This is a genomic window from Candidatus Woesebacteria bacterium (genome assembly GCA_016700095.1).
GTDB lineage: Bacteria > Patescibacteriota > Microgenomatia > UBA8517 > UBA8517.
This window is the reverse complement of record CP065002.1, coordinates 745,715-763,063: the sequence shown is the minus strand read 5'-3', so window position 1 is coordinate 763,063 and position 17,349 is coordinate 745,715. Positions and strand designations below refer to the sequence as shown.

Sequence of the window (17,349 nt, the reverse complement as noted above, 5' to 3'; positions counted from 1 at the left end):
CTAAATGGACAATAAAAGACTAAATGAGTTTCTTGATGAGGTATTTTACAAATTAAAAGAAGCGGGTATTGACGTATCGGACATGCAATTGGATCATGTTGCATACCAAACCAAAAATAAACAAGAATACGAAAACTTGACCGGGAAGGTGTCTAAGTTCTACAAAAATCTATGGGAAATTGTGATAGACAATCGGAGAATAAGCGTAAACGAGTTTACTCCGCATATCAAATATCGCAACTATGTAATTTCAGCTATCGAAATAGTAGAGCCCAAAGACAACGAGAAATGCAATTCATATTTCCAGCACGCGGAATTTGTTATAACTTGTGAGTTCCCTGACCTAATCAATAAATACCCCAATCTTGACTGGAATACGACACATATCTTTCGTAAAGATTTTCCCAGATTAAAACTTGAACTCGGTAATACTATTGAAGTTAAATTTCATCATGCTTCAATTTTGGCGAAAAAATAATATGTATCGTCGCATACATAATTGACAATCAAACGCCCCCCGGTTACTTATTGGACTCTTTTGGGTACGGGTATATTTACTTAAAGAACTTGCTGAGTGTGCGTTGACATATTGAAGTACTTTGCCATGGCACACTTAAAATACGTATGATTTTTCATACGAGCAACTTTAAGTTTATGTACACCAAGTGCTGTTATCGCGACTATAGTTTTTAGTTACACTTCGTGGTGATGATCAAGCTCCGCCTGATCTGCTTCGGCTTTGGTTGTGTGAACTGTACCTTCCGGATGATTGCTAGGCGCGTAAATAGTGTAGAGTTTGAGAACTTCAGTTTCGTGTATGTTAACTACATTATGTTTACTTCCCGCAGTGACAATAAAAACTTCATCTTCGTTTACTATAAATTCTTGATTTTCGACAATAAACTTTGCACTTCCTTTTTCGACCCGAAAGAATTGATCAACATTTTCGTGAACTTCTTCACCGATTTCTTCTTTCGGTTTAAGACTCATTGCCACCAATTGCATCTTTGTGCCGGTAAAAAGTACTTTCCTGAAATTATCATTATTTAAAGTTTCTTTCTCTATGTTGGTTGTATAGCTAGTCAAATTAATCACCTCCATTTTCAGGATACACATAAAAGGCGAAGTAATAAACACCTGGTACTAATAATTATTTATTTCATGTTTGTCACGACAAATATCAAAACGACAAACTTGAGCACGAGGATGAAGACTATCCGAACACGACGTATGAAATTAAACAACACATGCTTGAAGAATTAACAAAAGTATAAGATTGTGAAGCTTCAAATATTATGCAAAAAATTTACTTGTTTCAAACCAACTTCGATGCTAAGAACAGTGATACAGTCGCATACAAAGTGAATTAAATTAGTAATAGCAACAAAATGTCTTGGAAGTTAATGTTATCACAACATATTAAACTTAAAAGTCTTTACATGGGATTTACATAACTTGCTATAATGAGCCGGAATGGCTAATAAGTTTGTTCATCTACATCTACATACCGAATACTCCTTGCTTGATGGTATGAGCAAAATAAAAGATTTGTTCACCCATGTCAAAGAAAATGACATGGATACGGTTGCCATAACAGATCATGGTGTTATGTACGGTGTGGTTGAGTTTTATAAAAAAGCACAGGACGCGCAAATAAAACCAATTATTGGAATGGAAGCATACACCACAAATATCGATCTGGACAAACGTCCCGAAAGAAATAAATTTAAAAATTTCCACCTTCTATTATTGGCCAAAAACAACGAAGGATACAAAAATCTAATGAAGTTGACATCGATTGCGCATCTGGAGGGTTACTACTATCGACCGCGTATTACACGAGAAATATTGGCAAAGCATGCAAATGGATTAATCTGCTCTTCCGCTTGTCCGGCAGGAGAATTGGCGACAAGTTTAATAGACGGCCAGTATGATGAAGCACGAAAAACCGCCCAATGGTTTTTGGATGTTTTTGGTGATAATTATTATCTGGAAATTCAACGCCATAACTATAAAGACTACATTGACACGGCAATTAATAGCGACGTCAAACAGGAAATTACTAAAATGGCAAATGTTGAGGAGATAATAAATAAAGGTGTCTTGAAACTAAGTAGAGAACTTGCAATTCCGATTATTGCTACGAACGATAGTCATTATATAAAGAAGGAAGATGCCCAAGCGCAGGACGCTCTTGTGTGTATTGCGACAGGTAAAGATGTTTCCGATACCAAAAGATTGCGATTTATCGACACTCCTGAGTATTACGTAAAATCACCCAGTGAAATGATAGAGCTTTTTAGGGACGTTCCCGATGCAATCGAAAATACTGTAAAAATTGCCGAGAAGTGTGAAATCGAAATAAAACTTGGCGAATGGTTTTTCCCTAAAATTGATATCCCCAAAGGCAGTACGCCGGATAGTGAACTAAAAAAATTAGCTGTTGAAGGTCTTAAAAAAAGGTACGCTGAAATTACACCGGAATTAAAACGCAGACTGGCTTATGAAATCAAGGTAATAATTGACAAGGGATATCCTGAATACTTTTTAATTTATAAAGACATGACCGATTGGGCTGCAAAAAATAAAATTCCCATAAACACCAGAGGTTCGGCGGCGGGATCTTTAGTGTCATATTGTCTTGGTATAACGACAGTTGATCCGATACGGTATGTATTGCCTTTTGAGAGATTTTTAAATCCGCTTCGTCCAAGCGCGCCGGATATTGATTTGGATATATCAGATACAAAACGGGAAAAAATGATAGCCTATCTGACGAAAAAATACGGTGAAGACAAAGTGGCTCAGATTTCAACTTTTGGAAGAATGCTTGCCAAAGGTTCTGTTAGGGATGTGGCGCGTGTCCTCGGTTACCCATACAATAAAGGCGATGAATTATCTAAACTCATACCTCTTGGTTCGCAGGGTTTTCCCATGTCGATAGATCGTGCTTTCAAAGAGAATCCTGATTTTAAAGCTCAGTATGACACTGATGCCGATTCGAAAAGAATAATTGATTTGGCAAAACAAATTGAAGGAAATGCCAGGCATATTTCGGTGCATGCAGCCGGGGTGGTAATTTCTCCAACCAAAATGACGGATTTCACCCCCGTTCGCCACGAACCTTCCGGAGATAAAGTTATTACTCAATACGAAATGCATGCGTGTGAAGATGTAGGTCTTATTAAACTCGATATTTTAGGAATACGAAATTTATCCATCCTCGAAGAATCGATTCATTTGACTAAACAAGTTAGAAATGTTGATGTTGATTTAAGTAAAATTCCTCTAGATGATAAAAAAACTTTCGAAATGCTCACCAGAGGTGAAACTTTTGGCGTATTTCAAATGGGTGGAAGCGGTATGACCAAGTGGCTGATGGAACTTGCTCCGGAGAGAATAGAGGATATTAACGCGATGATCGCCTTATACCGACCGGGTCCTATGGCGAATATTCCTGACTATATTGCCAGAAAAAAAGGGAATCAAGAAATTGTATATGCCCATCCGAAGATGGAGAAATATCTCGATAAGTCATTTGGTATTTTGGTTTATCAGGATGATCTTTTGTATACCGCATTGGAACTTGCGGGATATGACTGGAAAGAAGTGGACAAATTCAGAAAAGCTGTTGGTAAAAAAATACCGGAGGAAATGGCGCTTCAACACATTAAATTCGTTGACGGATGTGTTGAGTTCTCCAACATGACGAAAGAAGAAGCTGAGGACTTATGGAAATTATTTGAACCTTTCCAGGGTTATGGTTTTAATAAAGCTCATGCCGCAAGTTACGGAATGGTGTCATACCAAACTGCGTACATGAAAGCAAATTACACCGTTGAATATATGTGTGCTTTGCTTACCGCGGAGTCTAACGATATTGATAAGGTATCCGAAGCCATTGCGGAATGTAGACGGCTTGGGATTAAGGTACTTGCTCCCGATATTAATGAAAGCGGAACAGCTTTTACTGTTGTTAAAGATGAAGATTCACTTGATAAGCGCGCGATAAGGTTTGGACTTGAAGCCATCAAAAATGTTGGCCAAGCTGCAATTGAGGCGATATTGGAGGTAAGAAAAGATAATGAATTCAGTTCATTTTTGGATTTTCTTAAAAGAGTTGATGCAAGAAAAGTTAACAAGAAAGTACTTGAAAGTCTTATTAAAGTTGGCGCAATGTCGCGATTTGGAACTCGCGCATCGCTTCTTGGTGCCATGGATGAGATGAGAAATAAAGTTGCAAAACCAAAAGGTTTTGAAAATCAGCAAGGACTATTTGGTGTCGATGAAGTTAAGACTAGTATAACCAAAGAAAGTGATGATATTTTGCTCAACGCCGAGGAATTTTCCAAGGATGAGATGGCGAATTTTGAAAGAGAATTGATGGGATTTGCCTTGTCTGCAAAACCCTTGGGTGAGATAATTGGACCCCTAAAAAGTGCAGCCACACATAACATTGATGAAATAGTATCAGAAAACAGTGCGGTTAAAAACGTAAAAATTGCCGCAATTATTGACGATATTAGGTTGGTAGTTACAAAAAAGTCGGGTAAAGAAATGGCATTTGTCAGATGTAAAGATGAAACGGGTGCGATAGATTTAGTTGTTTTTCCGACTATTTATACAAAAGCTAAAGCGATGCTCTTTGAAAATCAGCCGGTTTTAATTACGGGTAAAATGGATATGCGTGACGATTCAATTTCAATTTTAGTGGATGAAATTGATACGATTGAGAGTTTAAAACAAGGTACCAATACTTTTAATATTCGGATTCCTGAGGGTGTTGATGCCGAGCAATTAAAGCAATTGAAGAAAATATTACTTGATAACCCCGGGTCGCAAAAAGTATGTTTGATTTTTGAAGGGAGTAATAGCAGACGAGTTGATTTGAATTTCGGGATAACATGGAGTGAAAATCTATCAGCGCTCATAGCTTATGTATTTGTGAAACCAGTACTTATTGCTGGAGATATTGAGGAACCTCTTAACTAATCATTTAATGATCTGGTTTTTAGATATAATTTATAGTAAAATATCCAAGATTACGAAATAGATAAAGTATTTATAATAAAATGGCACTATACGCAACACACAATAATACAAAATTTGGAGTAGGTGATACTATTCGGGTAAGTCAAAAAATTAAAGAAGGAGACAAAACCAGAATTCAAGTATTTGAAGGTATGGTTATTAAAATCAAGGGTAGAGATGTAGGAAAAACCTTTACTGTTAGAAGAATCGGTTCTCAGAGAGTGGGAATAGAAAGAATTTATCCTCTATTTTCGCCAATTATTCAGGAAATTAATGTGGTAAAAAGTGGTGTTAGAGGTGTCAGACATGCAAAGATTTATTATACGAGAGATAAATCCACCAAAGAAATAAGTAAAATACAATCAAGAGCAAACAGAAGAGGCGCGGCAAAACTTAAATATTCAAGCAAAAAAGATATTCACAAGGTTCTAATTGCTAAAAATACTTCTTTACACTCATCTAAGAAATCAAGTAAAAAAATATCCAAACCTGCCGATGCGGGAAGCAAAAAATAATTCTTCAAATTTGGGCAAAAAAGGTGAAGACTTTGCCTGTAAATTTCTTGTCAGACAAGGCTATAAAATACTTAAACGTAATTACAGATCCAAATATGCAGAAATAGATTTGGTTGCCCAAGTGGATGACATCTTGGTTTTTGTTGAAGTCAAAACAAGAAGATCCGCTCGGTATGGTTTACCCGAAGAAGCAGTTAATACTAAAAAGATAGAAAAGATTAAAATGGCTGCGTACTATTACATTCAAATGGAAAAACCTAAAACCAACAAATATAGAATCGATGTAGTTAGTATTGTTGTCGATAAAAACGAAAATGTTTCAGCACATATAATTCAAACTGGATGAAAGTAATACGACTTGAAGTGGGACAAATGAAGGCTAATTGCTATCTTGTTATTGACGAAAAACATGATAGCCTTCTTGTAATTGACCCCGGTGATGATGCCGAATATATAACTAGGATAATTAGCGATTTGTCGGCTAAACCGGAAGCTATTTTAATTACTCATGGTCATTTTGATCATCTTTTGGCGGCAACTGATTTGAAACTTATTTACAATATTCCGATATATATGGACAAAGAAGATGAATTTTTACTTAATAATATGGAAAAAAGTGTTAAGCACTATTTGAATCTCGATAGTCCTCCCAGACCGCAAGTTGATCACTATTTAGAAAATACACATCTTACTATTGGCAATTTTAATATTAAGATAGTTAAAACACCGGGGCACACACCGGGAAGTGTATCGTTGTATATTGAAGATGCTAAGTGTATTTTTGTGGGCGATGTGATATTTAATAATGGTTATGTGGGTAGATATGATTTTAAATATTCAAATAAGGAGAAGTTGTTTGAATCAATTGATACTATTCTTACATTACCCAAAGAGACTGTCGTTTATCCCGGCCACGATACCAGTACTGACATAGCTTCGTTGAAAAAGTTATTTTCGTCATCCAAAAGTTGATTTTTACCCAAGTAGCGTATATAGTACCCTCTTGTATCTTTAAAGTAGTGTTTTTTTTGAGATAGATTTGCGTAACTAGCCTGCCAAAGGGCTTTATGTGGCGTAAAATACTTAGTGTTGACGGCCAGTTAATAGCTACGGGAATAGTGGTTTTAGTTTTTGCTGTTATAAATCCCGGGCTTGGAATTAAAGAGAGCAAGACGAGTTTTGATATTGAACCAAGTTACTTATCGCACGATTTGGTAGATGTGGCGGTAAAACAGGATGATAAAAAAGTCGCACCCGTGATTGTACAAATAACTCCATTACCAACCCTGATATCAAAACCCACCACTTCATTTGTTGCAAGTATAACTTTCGATGTGGCAAGAAATAAGGAAATAAAAGATATTGAACCAACACCGAAACCAACCGAAACCCCACAGCACTTTGTTGATGCTACCGATACCCCGAATGCCATAACTGATTTAATTGATAAATACGCTGTTGACTATAACGTAAGTTCGACAAAGATGAAAACGATAGCCAAATGTGAAAGTGGCTTTAGATCAGACGCCGCAAGTGCGACGGGGACGTATGTCGGATTGTATCAGTTTCATCCATCAACCTGGATTTCCAATAGAAATGCCATGGGCTTGGACCCGGATCCTTCTTTAAGGAGTAACGCTGAAGAGGCAATTAAAACAGCTGCATATAAAATGGCGCGTGATGGATATGGTGCCTGGCCAGTTTGTGGAAAAGTGTAATCATTGATATACTTTTGCCATGCGAAAAGAAAGCCGTGAATTTAAAGATTATAAGTATAATGTTCTAAGTTACTTTGAAAAATTAGCCAGTTTTCCAACACAAGCTGACCCCAACGGACTTACGAAACTTGCTCAGAAAAGATTTGCAAAGTGTGCTACCTATATTGCCACTTCATTGAAAGAAATCGGTTTACGGGATGTAGTTCTAACCAAAGAGGGATATGTTTATGCAACCATTCCTTCAAACGTAAAAAACACTTCTCCCGTTGTTGCGCTGATGGCGCATTACGACACCGCACTTGAGAATCCGGGAAACGGAACGAAGATTTTGATACATAAAAACTACCAGGGTGGTGATATTAAACTACCCAAAGGAAATATTGTTATTGCCGAGAAAGACTTAAAAGGAAAAATCGGTCACGACATTGTTACGGGATTGGGAGACAATCAATTGGGGGCAGATGACAAAACGGGTGTAGCCGCGATACTCGATTTGGCACGCTTTTTGATACAACAACCAACTATCAAGCACGGCACGGTAAGGCTAATTTTTAATAACAACGAGGAAGTCGGCCGTGGTACCGAGTATTTAGATTACAAAAAACTGGGGGCCGATTTTGCGTATTGTGTCGACGCGGGAGAGGTGGGTTTACTTTTTGAAGAGAACTTCAATGCTGAGGCGGTAACTATTTCACTTACCGGAGAAACAGTTCACCCGGGATTTGCCAAAGGAAAAATGACCAACGCATTGCTGGTGGCTCAGGAATTTATAAATATTTTAAACAATAATTTTTTGTCACCCGAGAGGTCAAACAAAAGAGAGCCGTATTTGGGTTTAAATAATATTAGTGGTACATGGACAAAAGTGGATATCCATTATTTACTTCGTGCCTTTGACTCACAAGATATTGATAAAATGAAAACAGGCATAAGTGAGGCAAAACAAAAAATTCTTAAAAAATATAAAAAAGTTCAAATCGAGGAAAAGTGGGATGAAGTTCACGTTTACAAAAATGCAGGAGAAGTCATGAGAAAATTCCCGCTAGTCAATAACATGGCAGTAAAGGCTTATAAAAGTGTCGGTGTGAAACCGAAAAAAGATTTGGTTCGTGGGGGATTTGACGGAGTTCGCATGAGTTTTGATGGTTTACCAACAAGTAATGTATTTAGTGCGGCTATTAATATGCATGGACTTAATGAATGGACGACAAGACAAGATCTGGAATTGACGGTACAGATGTTAATTAAACTATGTACTTTATGGAGTAAGGTAAAAAAATGACATTATTAGACAATTTAAAAAACGACACTCAACAATTGGCAAATCCCAATAAAGCCAAAGATTTGCAGCGCTACTTCAAAACCGGCAAAGGGCAGTACGCTGAGGGTGATATCTTTTTGGGACTCACAGTTCCACAAAGCAGAATAATTGCCAAGAAATACATAAACTTATCAATTACACACATAAATAAGTTGCTTTCTTCGACGTATCACGAGGAGCGTCTTATCGCACTTCTTATTATGGTGCACCAATTTGCACTAAGTGACGATGTAAAAAAGAAAAAACTTTTTAACCTATATCTGAAAAATACCAAACATATTAACAACTGGGATTTAGTTGATTTGTCGGCAGGTAAAATTGTGGGTGCTTTTTTATTCAACAAAGACAAAGCAATACTAGCGAAATTGGCAAAGTCAGATCTTTTGTGGGATCGACGAATTGCGATTATTGCAACCGGTTATTTCATTGCACACGACAAATTTGCTAAAACATGTGACATAGCGCGCATTTTGCTTTACGACAAGCATGACTTAATTCATAAGGCGGTGGGGTGGATGCTTCGTGAAGTCGGTAAGCGTGACAAAAAAGCTTTGGAAGTATTTCTCAAAAAATATTACAAAAACATGCCAAGGACAATGCTTAGATATGCAATCGAAAAATTCCCGGAAAATATCCGTAAATTATATCTTCAAGGAAATATTTAGGAAATGTGTGAGTGACCGCATTGTTTAATAAATTGAAGAAAATATATTTTAGTGGTTTTCGATCGTGATATTTATGTTTAAACTGTATATATGAAGGCAACTTTTGCACTTGGGTGTTTTTGGCATCCCGATGAAATATTCTCAAAACTCCCCGGTGTTACTAATGTTATTGTTGGGTATGCGGGCGGTAGTCAAGAAAATCCAACATATGATATGGTGTGTAGCGGTAAAACAGGCCACGTGGAAGCGATTGAGGTTTTTTATGATCCTGAGGTAATTTCTTATGAAAAATTACTAGATACTTTTTGGTCGAGTCATGATCCAACACAGACAAACGGTCAAGGCGTTGATATAGGTACACAATATAAATCAGTAATATTTTACCACGATGATAAGCAAAAATTACTTGCAGAGACATCGAAGTTTAGTCAGGCAAAACTACACAATAAAGAAATTGCCACGCAAATAATCCAAACCCCAAAATTTTATCAAGCCGAAGAATATCATCAAAAATATTTATTGAAAAAAAGAAACAAATGAAAAAATTAGTCTTTCATGGAGCGGCGGGAACAGTAACGGGATCATGTCATTTGTTAATCGGTGACAACAACCGTGGTTTGATGGTTGATTGTGGTATGTTCCAAGGAACGAAGGAAGTATGGGATTTAAATTTTCAGACCCCGACGTTTACCGCGGGTGAAATTGACAACGTTCTTTTAACACATGCACATTTGGATCATTGTGGGCGATTGCCTTTGCTTGCGCGCATGGGCTTTACGGGAAATATTTATGCAACGAAGGCAACACGCGATTTAACCGAAATAGTGTTATTTGATGCAGCCCGAATTCAATCGCTTGATGACGGCGTCGATCCTCTTTATACCGAAGAAGATGTCGAGAACATACTTTCCCGGTTTAGAATTGTAAACTACGAAACGGAGTTTACAGTGAGCGGATATCAAGTTGTATACAAAGATGCCGGGCATCTTCTCGGTTCGGCAAGTATTTTGGTGACGCAAATTGATAATGCTAAATCAATCGTATTTAGCGGTGATTTAGGAAACACCCCCGACATGCTACTAAAACCTACAAGTTATTTTTCCAAATCAGACACTGTTGTTATGGAAAGTACTTACGGTGATCGGGTACATCCCAAAGAAGATGCTCTTAGAATTTTACAAATGGAAATTAACGCCTCAGAGAATGATAAATCGGTTCTCATGATTCCGGCATTTTCACTTGAACGCACACAAATGCTACTTTATATGATGAAAGAATTAAAACGGCTCGGATATATCAAAGAATCAACACCGGTATACTTAGACAGCCCGATGGGGATAAACGCAACCGAAATTTATAAAAACTACATCCCTCTTTACAACGAAGGTATTATTAAAGAATTTAGTGAAGGTGACCCCTTCGATTTTCCAGGTTTAATTGTAACCAGAAGCGCGAAACAGAGTAAGCGTATTGAAGGTGCCGGTGGTGTCCGTATTATTATCGCAGGAAGTGGCATGATGACCGGAGGAAGAATTGTCGCGCACGCAGCCAAGTATTTGTCGGATGCAAACAATCGGCTTGTTATGGTTGGTTATCAGGGCGAAGAAACTTTAGGGCGTGAGATTAAAGAAGGCGCCAAAGAGGTTGAAATTGATGGGGAGACGATACCCGTTAATGCCCAGATAAAGGTTATCGATAGCTTGAGTGCACACGCCGATCAAAAAAAGTTATTAACTTGGTTAGATAAAATCCAAGGTGTAAGTAAGGTTATTTTGATTCACGGAGAAGACGATGGTCCGAGAGAGCAACTGGGCGATAAAATTAGGGAAATGTACAAAATTGATAATATTTACTTACCAAAACTTCACGAAGAGGTGCACTTGTAAAGTGTGAAAATATGTATTTCTACTTTGCAAAAACGACTATTGAAAGTGCGACTGAAGCCAAGCGGTGATCAATCTTTTTCATAGAAAGTTTGTGGTCGTTTAGACTGTGGATGTCTATTTATTCCATTTGCGATATTTGCTTTTGGCGATTTTATAAAGGGTGGAAAAGATGTAACCGGCTCCGTCCAACTTAACACTATCTTTAATTTCACCACTTGCCTGTCTTACATCCAAGAGCGTTTCTTGAATTAATTTAAGTGTCCGAATAGCAAAGTAAACAACCAAGATAATTGCAACTGTTGACGTAGCTACACCGATAGACAAAATAATTAAAAACACGGTTAACGCATCCATATAAGTTATTTTATCGATCTAACCTTAAAAGAGCAAATGCATCCAAATAAAATATTATAGTTTAATGTATTAAACTATATGTTCTACTAATAATTATCGATGTTTTTTATTGCTAAATTGGAGTGTTTATACTTTGATATAAGAAAGCGTTTCAAAATAAGATATGTATCCCAATCGAAATTTCCGGGGAAAAATTCTTCTACCGGATCCATAAGTTCTGACGAAATAGTTATAAGTTTGTAGTATATCCAGTTATTAACTATATGTGTTTGGGTCATGTGTGTGTTTGATTCACTTATTGCAACAGCAGATTTGAATGGCCAAGGTTTAACACGTGTATTAGCAAAAGCTTGCGTAAAGCGTAAATTATATTTCATATTTTGTTCTTTGCATGAGCAGGCACCATTACATTTACCGATTTGATATGAAAAACACGGTCCATCAGCATGTTCAAGGCCAAGAAATCTGGGGCACAATAGGTAAGTATTAGCTAAGTCGCGTAACGCTTCTATCATTGCCTTTTTGGATGTGTAACATGACAGAATTGAATACATATTATCCTTATTAATTTCACTTTCCGATACTTGTTTGATCGCCCTATATCCATTAATTACTGTTTCCTGTAAAAATATACGGGCTCTAATTTGGGAAAGAGATTTATTCATAAGCGGTTTACCCTTTATTATTTCGCGTTTCTCCAATAGTTGAGCACTTAAATCTCCGGCTGTTTCTATGGTTTCAATATTTTGAGTATATTTAGCCAGTAAAAGGTCGGTTTGTGGTCCTTTACCGGGAGTGAAATGGGAATATATTCGTGTACGCAAAGATGTGCTTTTGCCAACATATAACAACTCGTTGTCCATGTTGTTTATTCCACCAAAAAACTTGTAAATACCCGATTCACTGGTAAATTCATCAAAGGATTTTTGATTTGAAAAAATAGGTAAGCTCGGACCTTTCAGTATTTTTCGTACCGCCTCTTCAAAAGTATCCTTTCCAAGGTCGGTTTTTGCCTTTTGAAAAAATTCCCAGATTGCATGTGCATCATCATACGCGCGGTGCCTGTTGGGAACATCAATCGAAAATCTTTCAACGATACTTGATAAATTATGTTTAGAATGATTGGGGTAAAGAAAGCGCGATAGTCTGACCGAACACAAAACCTTAGCCTTAAAAATATCATTTAGTCGGATGAATTCTCCCTGAAGAAACGAATAGTCGAACTTTGCATTATGTGCTACAAAAATTGCTCCTTCGGTAATTTCTCGTATGTCAGATTTTATTTCTTCAAACACAGGAGCCTTGTCGGTAAGCTTTGGATTGATACCTGTCATATGTTGAATAAATATCGGAATATGAGTTTGCGGATTAATTAGCGATTGGTATTTGGTGACAATTTTTTCGTTTTCAACTCTGATAATCCCAATTTCGGTTATTCTGTCCTGGCTGGGACTACCGCCGGTTGTTTCGACATCGACAAAAACCATCGGGCTTTTGGGGGAATAATGAGTTTTAAACATGCCATCTAATATAACATATAATAATTTACTACTAGTAAACGATGCCGCTTAAAATAAGTAATGTCTATTTTCAATAAATGCTATAATAACTTATGCAAGTCATTCCCAAAGGCGACGAAATTGAAATAAGGATGCAAGGCTTCGAAATTATCTGGGGATTAAAAAGACTAATTAGGATTAAAAAAAATCAGATCAAATCTGTGAGTACAACTATGCCAGAAAATACGATTTGGGAATTACGCATACCGGGATCATTCTTCCCGGGAATTATAAAAGCAGGAACATACTTCACGAAAATGGGTAAAGCCTATTGGTATGTAACGATGTTTAAAAAGCATGTCATCACCATTGAATTAGAAGGTAGTAAGTTTAAGCGTATCGTTATTGGTTTCAGGAAAGAAAGCGAAAAAGTAGCGGCAAAAAATATTTTAAGTTAGAATAAAGCATGACACCAAATGACCCCGAGATAGAAACGTTCGGATCGAAAATGGACGCACCAAGACCCTTTGGAAAATATATTTTCGCCCTCTCAGGCGTGCTTCTTTTGGTTATAGGTATATTTTTTATTTACAAGTTATCAAACAGCCAAATTTCGCCATTTGGCCAACATGATGACACATCAAAGCCGGCAGACGAGATGAAGGTTGAAGCTTTTAAATCAAAGGATGACTTTATCGGTTATTTACAAAAAGCGAGCATAAATACAAGCATGCTAACCAACGGGGTTAGGGAATTAGCTGACTTAAACTCACTTAAATTACAAGCTCCGTCAGTCGGATTTGGGGATCAGATGGATTCCACGATTTCAGAGATTCAATCACCAGATAGGGTATCACAAACCAATGTTCAAATTGCGGCTCTCGATGAACCCGATATTATTAAAACTGACGGTAAGTCTATTTTTTACTCACAAGAGTACGGCTACTTATACGAGCCATTTGAGCTAAGGTCAGGTATTGTCGACGATGTGAGCAATGTTGAACAATCGCAACCAAGTTCTATTGGTTCCTCTGGTATGATTCGGCCTCCCGTGAGGCGTATCGGAACTCGGATTATTGATTCATTTCCATCCGAAGAATTGGCGGAAGTCGGTTTTATAAATAATAACGGCAATTTACTTCTTGATGATAATAATTTAATCGTAATTGCCTCACAGGAAATAACGGGAATAGATGTAAGTAATCCACAATTGCCGAACCAAAAGTGGCAACTAGCACTTGATCAGGGAGCATATGTTCAATCAACCAGGCTATTTGATGGAAAACTGTATGTCGTCACACAGAAAGCTGTCGACCAGAATTTACCCTGCCCCTTTTATGTAACCAAAGAATCGCAAGGAGTTATGGTTACGTGCGATACGATATATCATCCGATTTATCCGGTTAGTGCAGATAACATTTACACAGTGATAAAGATTAATCCGGATGACGGAAGTGTTAGTACTCACGCGTCGTTTATAGCACCATCTTACCAAGCGATAACGTATATTTCTCCAAACGGAGTATTTTTGACATACACATACAATGAAAACGTCGTTCAATTTGTGATGGATTTTCTCATTAATGAAGCAAATATTTTACCTTACGATGTCATTAAAAAGCTAACACAATTAAATAGTTATGAAATAAGTGATTCTTCAAAAATGCAGGAAGTTTATGTCATTTTGGATGCCTACAGAATGTCTTTAAAAGAATCGGATCGCGACAAATTCCAGAAAGAAATTGAAAGTAAATCCGAAATCTACACCCGTGATCACATAAGAGAATTTGAAAGGACTGGAATTGTAAAATTTGCATTTCCAGATTTAGAAGTAACTCAAACAGGTAGCGTTCCCGGAACTATTTTGAATCAGTTTTCCATCGACGAATATCAGAATAATTTACGGGTTGCGACAACGATTGGTGGTAGGATGGGTATTCCCTGGGGGAATACGGAAAGTGTAAACGATGTGTATGTTTTGGATAGCAGTTTAAAAATTACGGGAAGTATTAAAGATCTTGGTTTATCAGAAAGAATATATTCGGCAAGGTTTGTTGGTGACAAAGGTTACCTGGTTACGTTTAAACAAATAGATCCGTTTTATGTAGTGGATTTATCGGATGCCAAAAAACCAACAATGGTCGGTGAATTAAAGATACCGGGTTATTCGTCTTACTTACATCCGATCGGAGATAATTTAGTATTGGGTATTGGTATGGATGGTTCAAAAGTCAAAGCAAGTATGTTTGATGTATCAAACCCCGCCCTTCCGGTTGAGAAAAGTGTGCTTTCACTAGATGAGTATTGGTCCGACATTCAAAATACACATCACGCCTTTTTACTTGACGATAAACACAAAGTATTTTTCTTGCCCGCCTCAGGTAGCGGTTATATTATTTCTTACCAAGACAACCTAAAGACAATATTCAAAACTTCACCCATTAATGCCAAACGTGCCGTATATATTAACGATCTTATGTACATTGTTGGTGATGACAAGTTGATAGTTGTTGATGAATTAACTTGGACCGAAATCAATAGTTTGGTGTTTTCGCAATAACTTATTTTGATAGATTCTTCATGGTATATTAATACATGTCCGACGATAAGTTTGAAGAAATATTAAACAAAGCGCTGGAAAGTATTCCTGGGGAATTTAGAAAAAATATAGAAAATGTCTCGATAACATATCAAGACTTTCCAACCAAAAAGCAATTAGACAGCGTAAATGCTCGAGGTTTACTTTTGGGTTTATACGAGGGTGTACCGACAACACGAGGGTCAAGATATATGGTTAAATTGCCCGACAAAATAACCATATTTAAAATACCGATATTGATGTTTTCAAAAACTAAAAGTGTTGAAGAAACAGTACGTGATACTTTAATTCATGAAATCGCACATCATTTTGGGATGAATGAAAAACAGGTTAGGGATGCTGAGAAAACAAATGGCAATAAATACAAAAAGAAAAAGATTTATTAATTATGGAACAATAATACTGTTTACCAGTCTTACGGTATTTCTTTATATTCGTGAAAAAAACTTCACAAGAGATTCACAACCTCTGCCTGAAATTTCTCGCAAGGAAATTGTCACGTCGAAAAAAACATGTTGTGACTCTAAACCTGTTACTTTGTTTCTGGGAACCGTAACTTCTGATCCGGACAATCGACCGGAATTCATAAATGAATCAATAAAACTTGCAAGTATGATGTCTGAAAATAAAATATACCTCAAAGGAGTGTGGGAGTATAGCGATTATTTTGTAGCGTCTTTGGATACGGGTGGAGCGTTGTCACTTAGATACACAGGAAAAAGAGTATTAATAGATGCAGAAAGCGATGTAGGAAATACACTAACGATTAAAAAAGACGGCGAAGATGTTGTAGTGGCTCAAAAACTTACCAACGGACGTGAAGTGCCTACTATGATTTTAAAAAGAAATTATTATGAACTTGTAAACGATGAGGAAGCGGGCATGCATACATTGGACATAAGTACCGACAAAAAGGGGCTCAGGATCTACTTACTAAAGGTTGATTAATTTATACAAAAATAGCTTCCGATAGGCGAGCTTTCGGGAAGTTTAAAATTGTCGATATAAAAAGCTGAAGCAGAACCGCCATCCAGGTTAAGCGCATCGGCGAAGTCATAAAGCGAAGTATTTTCAATTTCTGTTAACACTACGGGTAAATCGGCAAGTTTAGGTCCAAGTAGCTTGGAGAAAGCATCGTAGATAGCGATAAATACAATGTCGTTCTCTCCGGTTACGGCTACGACGATACGGCGAGCATTTTTGTCGTTTCTTATCGACAGCTTTTGGAATTCATCATTAACAATTAACAAAGGTCCGCTCTGGACAGACAGCCGTAAATTATCAGAAGGAACATTTTGCGTAATTCGTGGTGTACCGAAATCGTTGATGGAAAAATACCCGTTAAACAACTCGCTTTGCGTAGTGTTTTTGATAGTTTTATAATTTGACACAAATTGCCCGATAGGTTGATTATTGGTGGTATAAAAACCAGCATTAACCAGTGCGCTACAGTTATTCTCCTCAATAATGTTAATTGCCGATTCCGGTTCCTCTAAATTTGAAAAAAGACCGGTTTCGTCCGGGTTAACTCCATTAATCAATGCAACCTCGTAAGATTCACCATTAAATGAAATCTTGTGTTTTTCAAATGAGACTCTGGTAGATGGTTCACCTAACACTTCACTTGTAGAAAGATTAACCGGATCGACATTGTTGTCATGCAATCGGGTTACCGTAACACTGGCAACAGTTAGTGCCATCATGAATACCAATAGTGTAAATCCCAGTACTTTCATATCTTTATTGTACTTTAAATTATTT

At 37.1% G+C, this 17,349-nt stretch carries 18 protein-coding genes; 14 read left to right on the top strand and 4 right to left on the bottom strand.

Annotated elements, in window-relative coordinates:
- Window positions 1-4 precede the first annotated feature (4 nt).
- Window positions 5-478, top strand: coding sequence for a VOC family protein (locus IPM62_03865; protein ID QQS38492.1), 474 nt, complete (start codon window positions 5-7; stop codon window positions 476-478).
- Window positions 479-693: 215 nt separating this feature from the next.
- Here the strand turns inward: IPM62_03865 and IPM62_03860 are convergent, their stop codons facing one another.
- On the bottom strand, window positions 694-1,086 hold the full coding sequence (locus IPM62_03860) for a cupin domain-containing protein (GenBank protein ID QQS39586.1): 393 nt from the start codon (window positions 1,084-1,086) through the stop codon (window positions 694-696).
- Window positions 1,087-1,473: 387 nt separating this feature from the next.
- Here IPM62_03860 and dnaE point away from each other — a divergent pair, with 387 nt between their 5' ends.
- The 9 genes from dnaE to IPM62_03815 all read left to right on the top strand — a co-directional run bounded on the left by dnaE (window position 1,474) and on the right by IPM62_03815 (window position 11,136).
- Window positions 1,474-4,992, top strand: a complete 3,519-nt coding sequence (gene dnaE / locus IPM62_03855; protein QQS38491.1) for a DNA polymerase III subunit alpha — start codon at window positions 1,474-1,476, stop codon at window positions 4,990-4,992.
- An 80-nt stretch (window positions 4,993-5,072) separates the two neighbouring features.
- Entirely contained in the window at window positions 5,073-5,546 is a 474-nt protein-coding gene (gene rplS, locus IPM62_03850) for a 50S ribosomal protein L19 (protein QQS38490.1), read from the top strand.
- Window positions 5,527-5,892, top strand: a complete 366-nt coding sequence (locus tag IPM62_03845) for a YraN family protein (protein ID QQS38489.1) — start codon at window positions 5,527-5,529, stop codon at window positions 5,890-5,892. Before rplS ends, IPM62_03845 begins: the two co-directional genes overlap by 20 nt.
- On the top strand, window positions 5,889-6,518 hold the full coding sequence (locus IPM62_03840; protein ID QQS38488.1) for an MBL fold metallo-hydrolase: 630 nt from the start codon (window positions 5,889-5,891) through the stop codon (window positions 6,516-6,518). Before IPM62_03845 ends, IPM62_03840 begins: the two co-directional genes overlap by 4 nt.
- A gap of 95 nt (window positions 6,519-6,613) precedes the next feature.
- A complete protein-coding gene (locus IPM62_03835) occupies window positions 6,614-7,264 on the top strand; it encodes a transglycosylase family protein (protein ID QQS38487.1) in 651 nt (216 codons plus the stop codon).
- A 19-nt stretch (window positions 7,265-7,283) separates the two neighbouring features.
- Window positions 7,284-8,546 carry a tripeptide aminopeptidase PepT gene (gene pepT / locus IPM62_03830; GenBank protein ID QQS38486.1) on the top strand — a complete coding sequence of 421 codons (1,263 nt, stop codon included), beginning with the start codon at window positions 7,284-7,286 and terminating at the stop codon, window positions 8,544-8,546.
- Window positions 8,543-9,250: a DNA alkylation repair protein gene (locus tag IPM62_03825; GenBank protein ID QQS38485.1), complete on the top strand. Its 708-nt coding sequence runs from the start codon at window positions 8,543-8,545 to the stop codon at window positions 9,248-9,250. Before pepT ends, IPM62_03825 begins: the two co-directional genes overlap by 4 nt.
- Before the next feature lie 90 nt (window positions 9,251-9,340).
- Window positions 9,341-9,790 (top strand): peptide-methionine (S)-S-oxide reductase MsrA, encoded by a 450-nt coding sequence (gene msrA / locus IPM62_03820; protein QQS38484.1) that lies wholly within the window; start codon window positions 9,341-9,343, stop codon window positions 9,788-9,790.
- Entirely contained in the window at window positions 9,787-11,136 is a 1,350-nt protein-coding gene (locus tag IPM62_03815) for an MBL fold metallo-hydrolase (protein QQS38483.1), read from the top strand. The genes msrA and IPM62_03815 overlap by 4 nt, the downstream gene beginning before the upstream one ends.
- A 114-nt stretch (window positions 11,137-11,250) precedes the next feature.
- Here IPM62_03815 and IPM62_03810 read toward each other — a convergent pair whose 3' ends face one another.
- Window positions 11,251-11,490 (bottom strand): hypothetical protein, encoded by a 240-nt coding sequence (locus IPM62_03810; GenBank protein ID QQS38482.1) that lies wholly within the window; start codon window positions 11,488-11,490, stop codon window positions 11,251-11,253.
- A gap of 86 nt (window positions 11,491-11,576) precedes the next feature.
- Complete coding sequence (locus IPM62_03805; protein QQS38481.1) at window positions 11,577-13,010, bottom strand: hypothetical protein; 1,434 nt, start codon at window positions 13,008-13,010, stop codon at window positions 11,577-11,579.
- 92 nt (window positions 13,011-13,102) lie between these two features.
- Between IPM62_03805 and IPM62_03800 the strand changes: the two genes are divergently transcribed.
- Genes IPM62_03800 through IPM62_03785 form a run of 4 tightly spaced genes read left to right on the top strand, consistent with a single transcriptional unit; the run spans window position 13,103 to window position 16,536 of the window.
- A complete protein-coding gene (locus IPM62_03800) occupies window positions 13,103-13,447 on the top strand; it encodes a hypothetical protein (protein QQS38480.1) in 345 nt (114 codons plus the stop codon).
- Window positions 13,448-13,455: 8 nt separating this feature from the next.
- A complete protein-coding gene (locus IPM62_03795) occupies window positions 13,456-15,549 on the top strand; it encodes a beta-propeller domain-containing protein (protein QQS38479.1) in 2,094 nt (697 codons plus the stop codon).
- 35 nt (window positions 15,550-15,584) lie between these two features.
- Window positions 15,585-15,974 (top strand): metallopeptidase family protein, encoded by a 390-nt coding sequence (locus IPM62_03790; protein QQS38478.1) that lies wholly within the window; start codon window positions 15,585-15,587, stop codon window positions 15,972-15,974.
- A complete protein-coding gene (locus IPM62_03785; GenBank protein QQS38477.1) occupies window positions 15,940-16,536 on the top strand; it encodes a hypothetical protein in 597 nt (198 codons plus the stop codon). Before IPM62_03790 ends, IPM62_03785 begins: the two co-directional genes overlap by 35 nt.
- On the opposite strand, the gene IPM62_03780 is transcribed toward IPM62_03785, so the two are convergent.
- Window positions 16,533-17,324, bottom strand: coding sequence for a phosphodiester glycosidase family protein (locus tag IPM62_03780; protein ID QQS38476.1), 792 nt, complete (start codon window positions 17,322-17,324; stop codon window positions 16,533-16,535). The two genes, IPM62_03785 and IPM62_03780, sit on opposite strands and share 4 nt — an antisense overlap.
- Between the last annotated feature and the right edge of the window lie 25 nt (window positions 17,325-17,349).

Bases quoted from the DNA above. Each gene is read 5' to 3' on its own strand.
- IPM62_03795 (QQS38479.1), top strand. From the start codon at position 13,456: ATGACACCAAATGACCCCGAGATAGAAACGTTCGGATCGAAAATGGAC.
- IPM62_03800 (QQS38480.1), top strand. From the start codon at position 13,103: ATGCAAGTCATTCCCAAAGGCGACGAAATTGAAATAAGGATGCAAGGC.
- pepT (QQS38486.1), top strand. From the start codon at position 7,284: ATGCGAAAAGAAAGCCGTGAATTTAAAGATTATAAGTATAATGTTCTA.
- IPM62_03845 (QQS38489.1), top strand. From the start codon at position 5,527: ATGCGGGAAGCAAAAAATAATTCTTCAAATTTGGGCAAAAAAGGTGAA.
- IPM62_03825 (QQS38485.1), top strand. From the start codon at position 8,543: ATGACATTATTAGACAATTTAAAAAACGACACTCAACAATTGGCAAAT.
- IPM62_03865 (QQS38492.1), top strand. From the start codon at position 5: ATGGACAATAAAAGACTAAATGAGTTTCTTGATGAGGTATTTTACAAA.
- IPM62_03790 (QQS38478.1), top strand. From the start codon at position 15,585: ATGTCCGACGATAAGTTTGAAGAAATATTAAACAAAGCGCTGGAAAGT.
- IPM62_03785 (QQS38477.1), top strand. From the start codon at position 15,940: ATGGCAATAAATACAAAAAGAAAAAGATTTATTAATTATGGAACAATA.
- IPM62_03780 (QQS38476.1), bottom strand. From the start codon at position 17,324: ATGAAAGTACTGGGATTTACACTATTGGTATTCATGATGGCACTAACT.
- rplS (QQS38490.1), top strand. From the start codon at position 5,073: ATGGCACTATACGCAACACACAATAATACAAAATTTGGAGTAGGTGAT.
- IPM62_03805 (QQS38481.1), bottom strand. From the start codon at position 13,010: ATGTTTAAAACTCATTATTCCCCCAAAAGCCCGATGGTTTTTGTCGAT.
- dnaE (QQS38491.1), top strand. From the start codon at position 1,474: ATGGCTAATAAGTTTGTTCATCTACATCTACATACCGAATACTCCTTG.
- IPM62_03810 (QQS38482.1), bottom strand. From the start codon at position 11,490: ATGGATGCGTTAACCGTGTTTTTAATTATTTTGTCTATCGGTGTAGCT.
- msrA (QQS38484.1), top strand. From the start codon at position 9,341: ATGAAGGCAACTTTTGCACTTGGGTGTTTTTGGCATCCCGATGAAATA.
- IPM62_03840 (QQS38488.1), top strand. From the start codon at position 5,889: ATGAAAGTAATACGACTTGAAGTGGGACAAATGAAGGCTAATTGCTAT.
- IPM62_03835 (QQS38487.1), top strand. From the start codon at position 6,614: ATGTGGCGTAAAATACTTAGTGTTGACGGCCAGTTAATAGCTACGGGA.
- IPM62_03815 (QQS38483.1), top strand. From the start codon at position 9,787: ATGAAAAAATTAGTCTTTCATGGAGCGGCGGGAACAGTAACGGGATCA.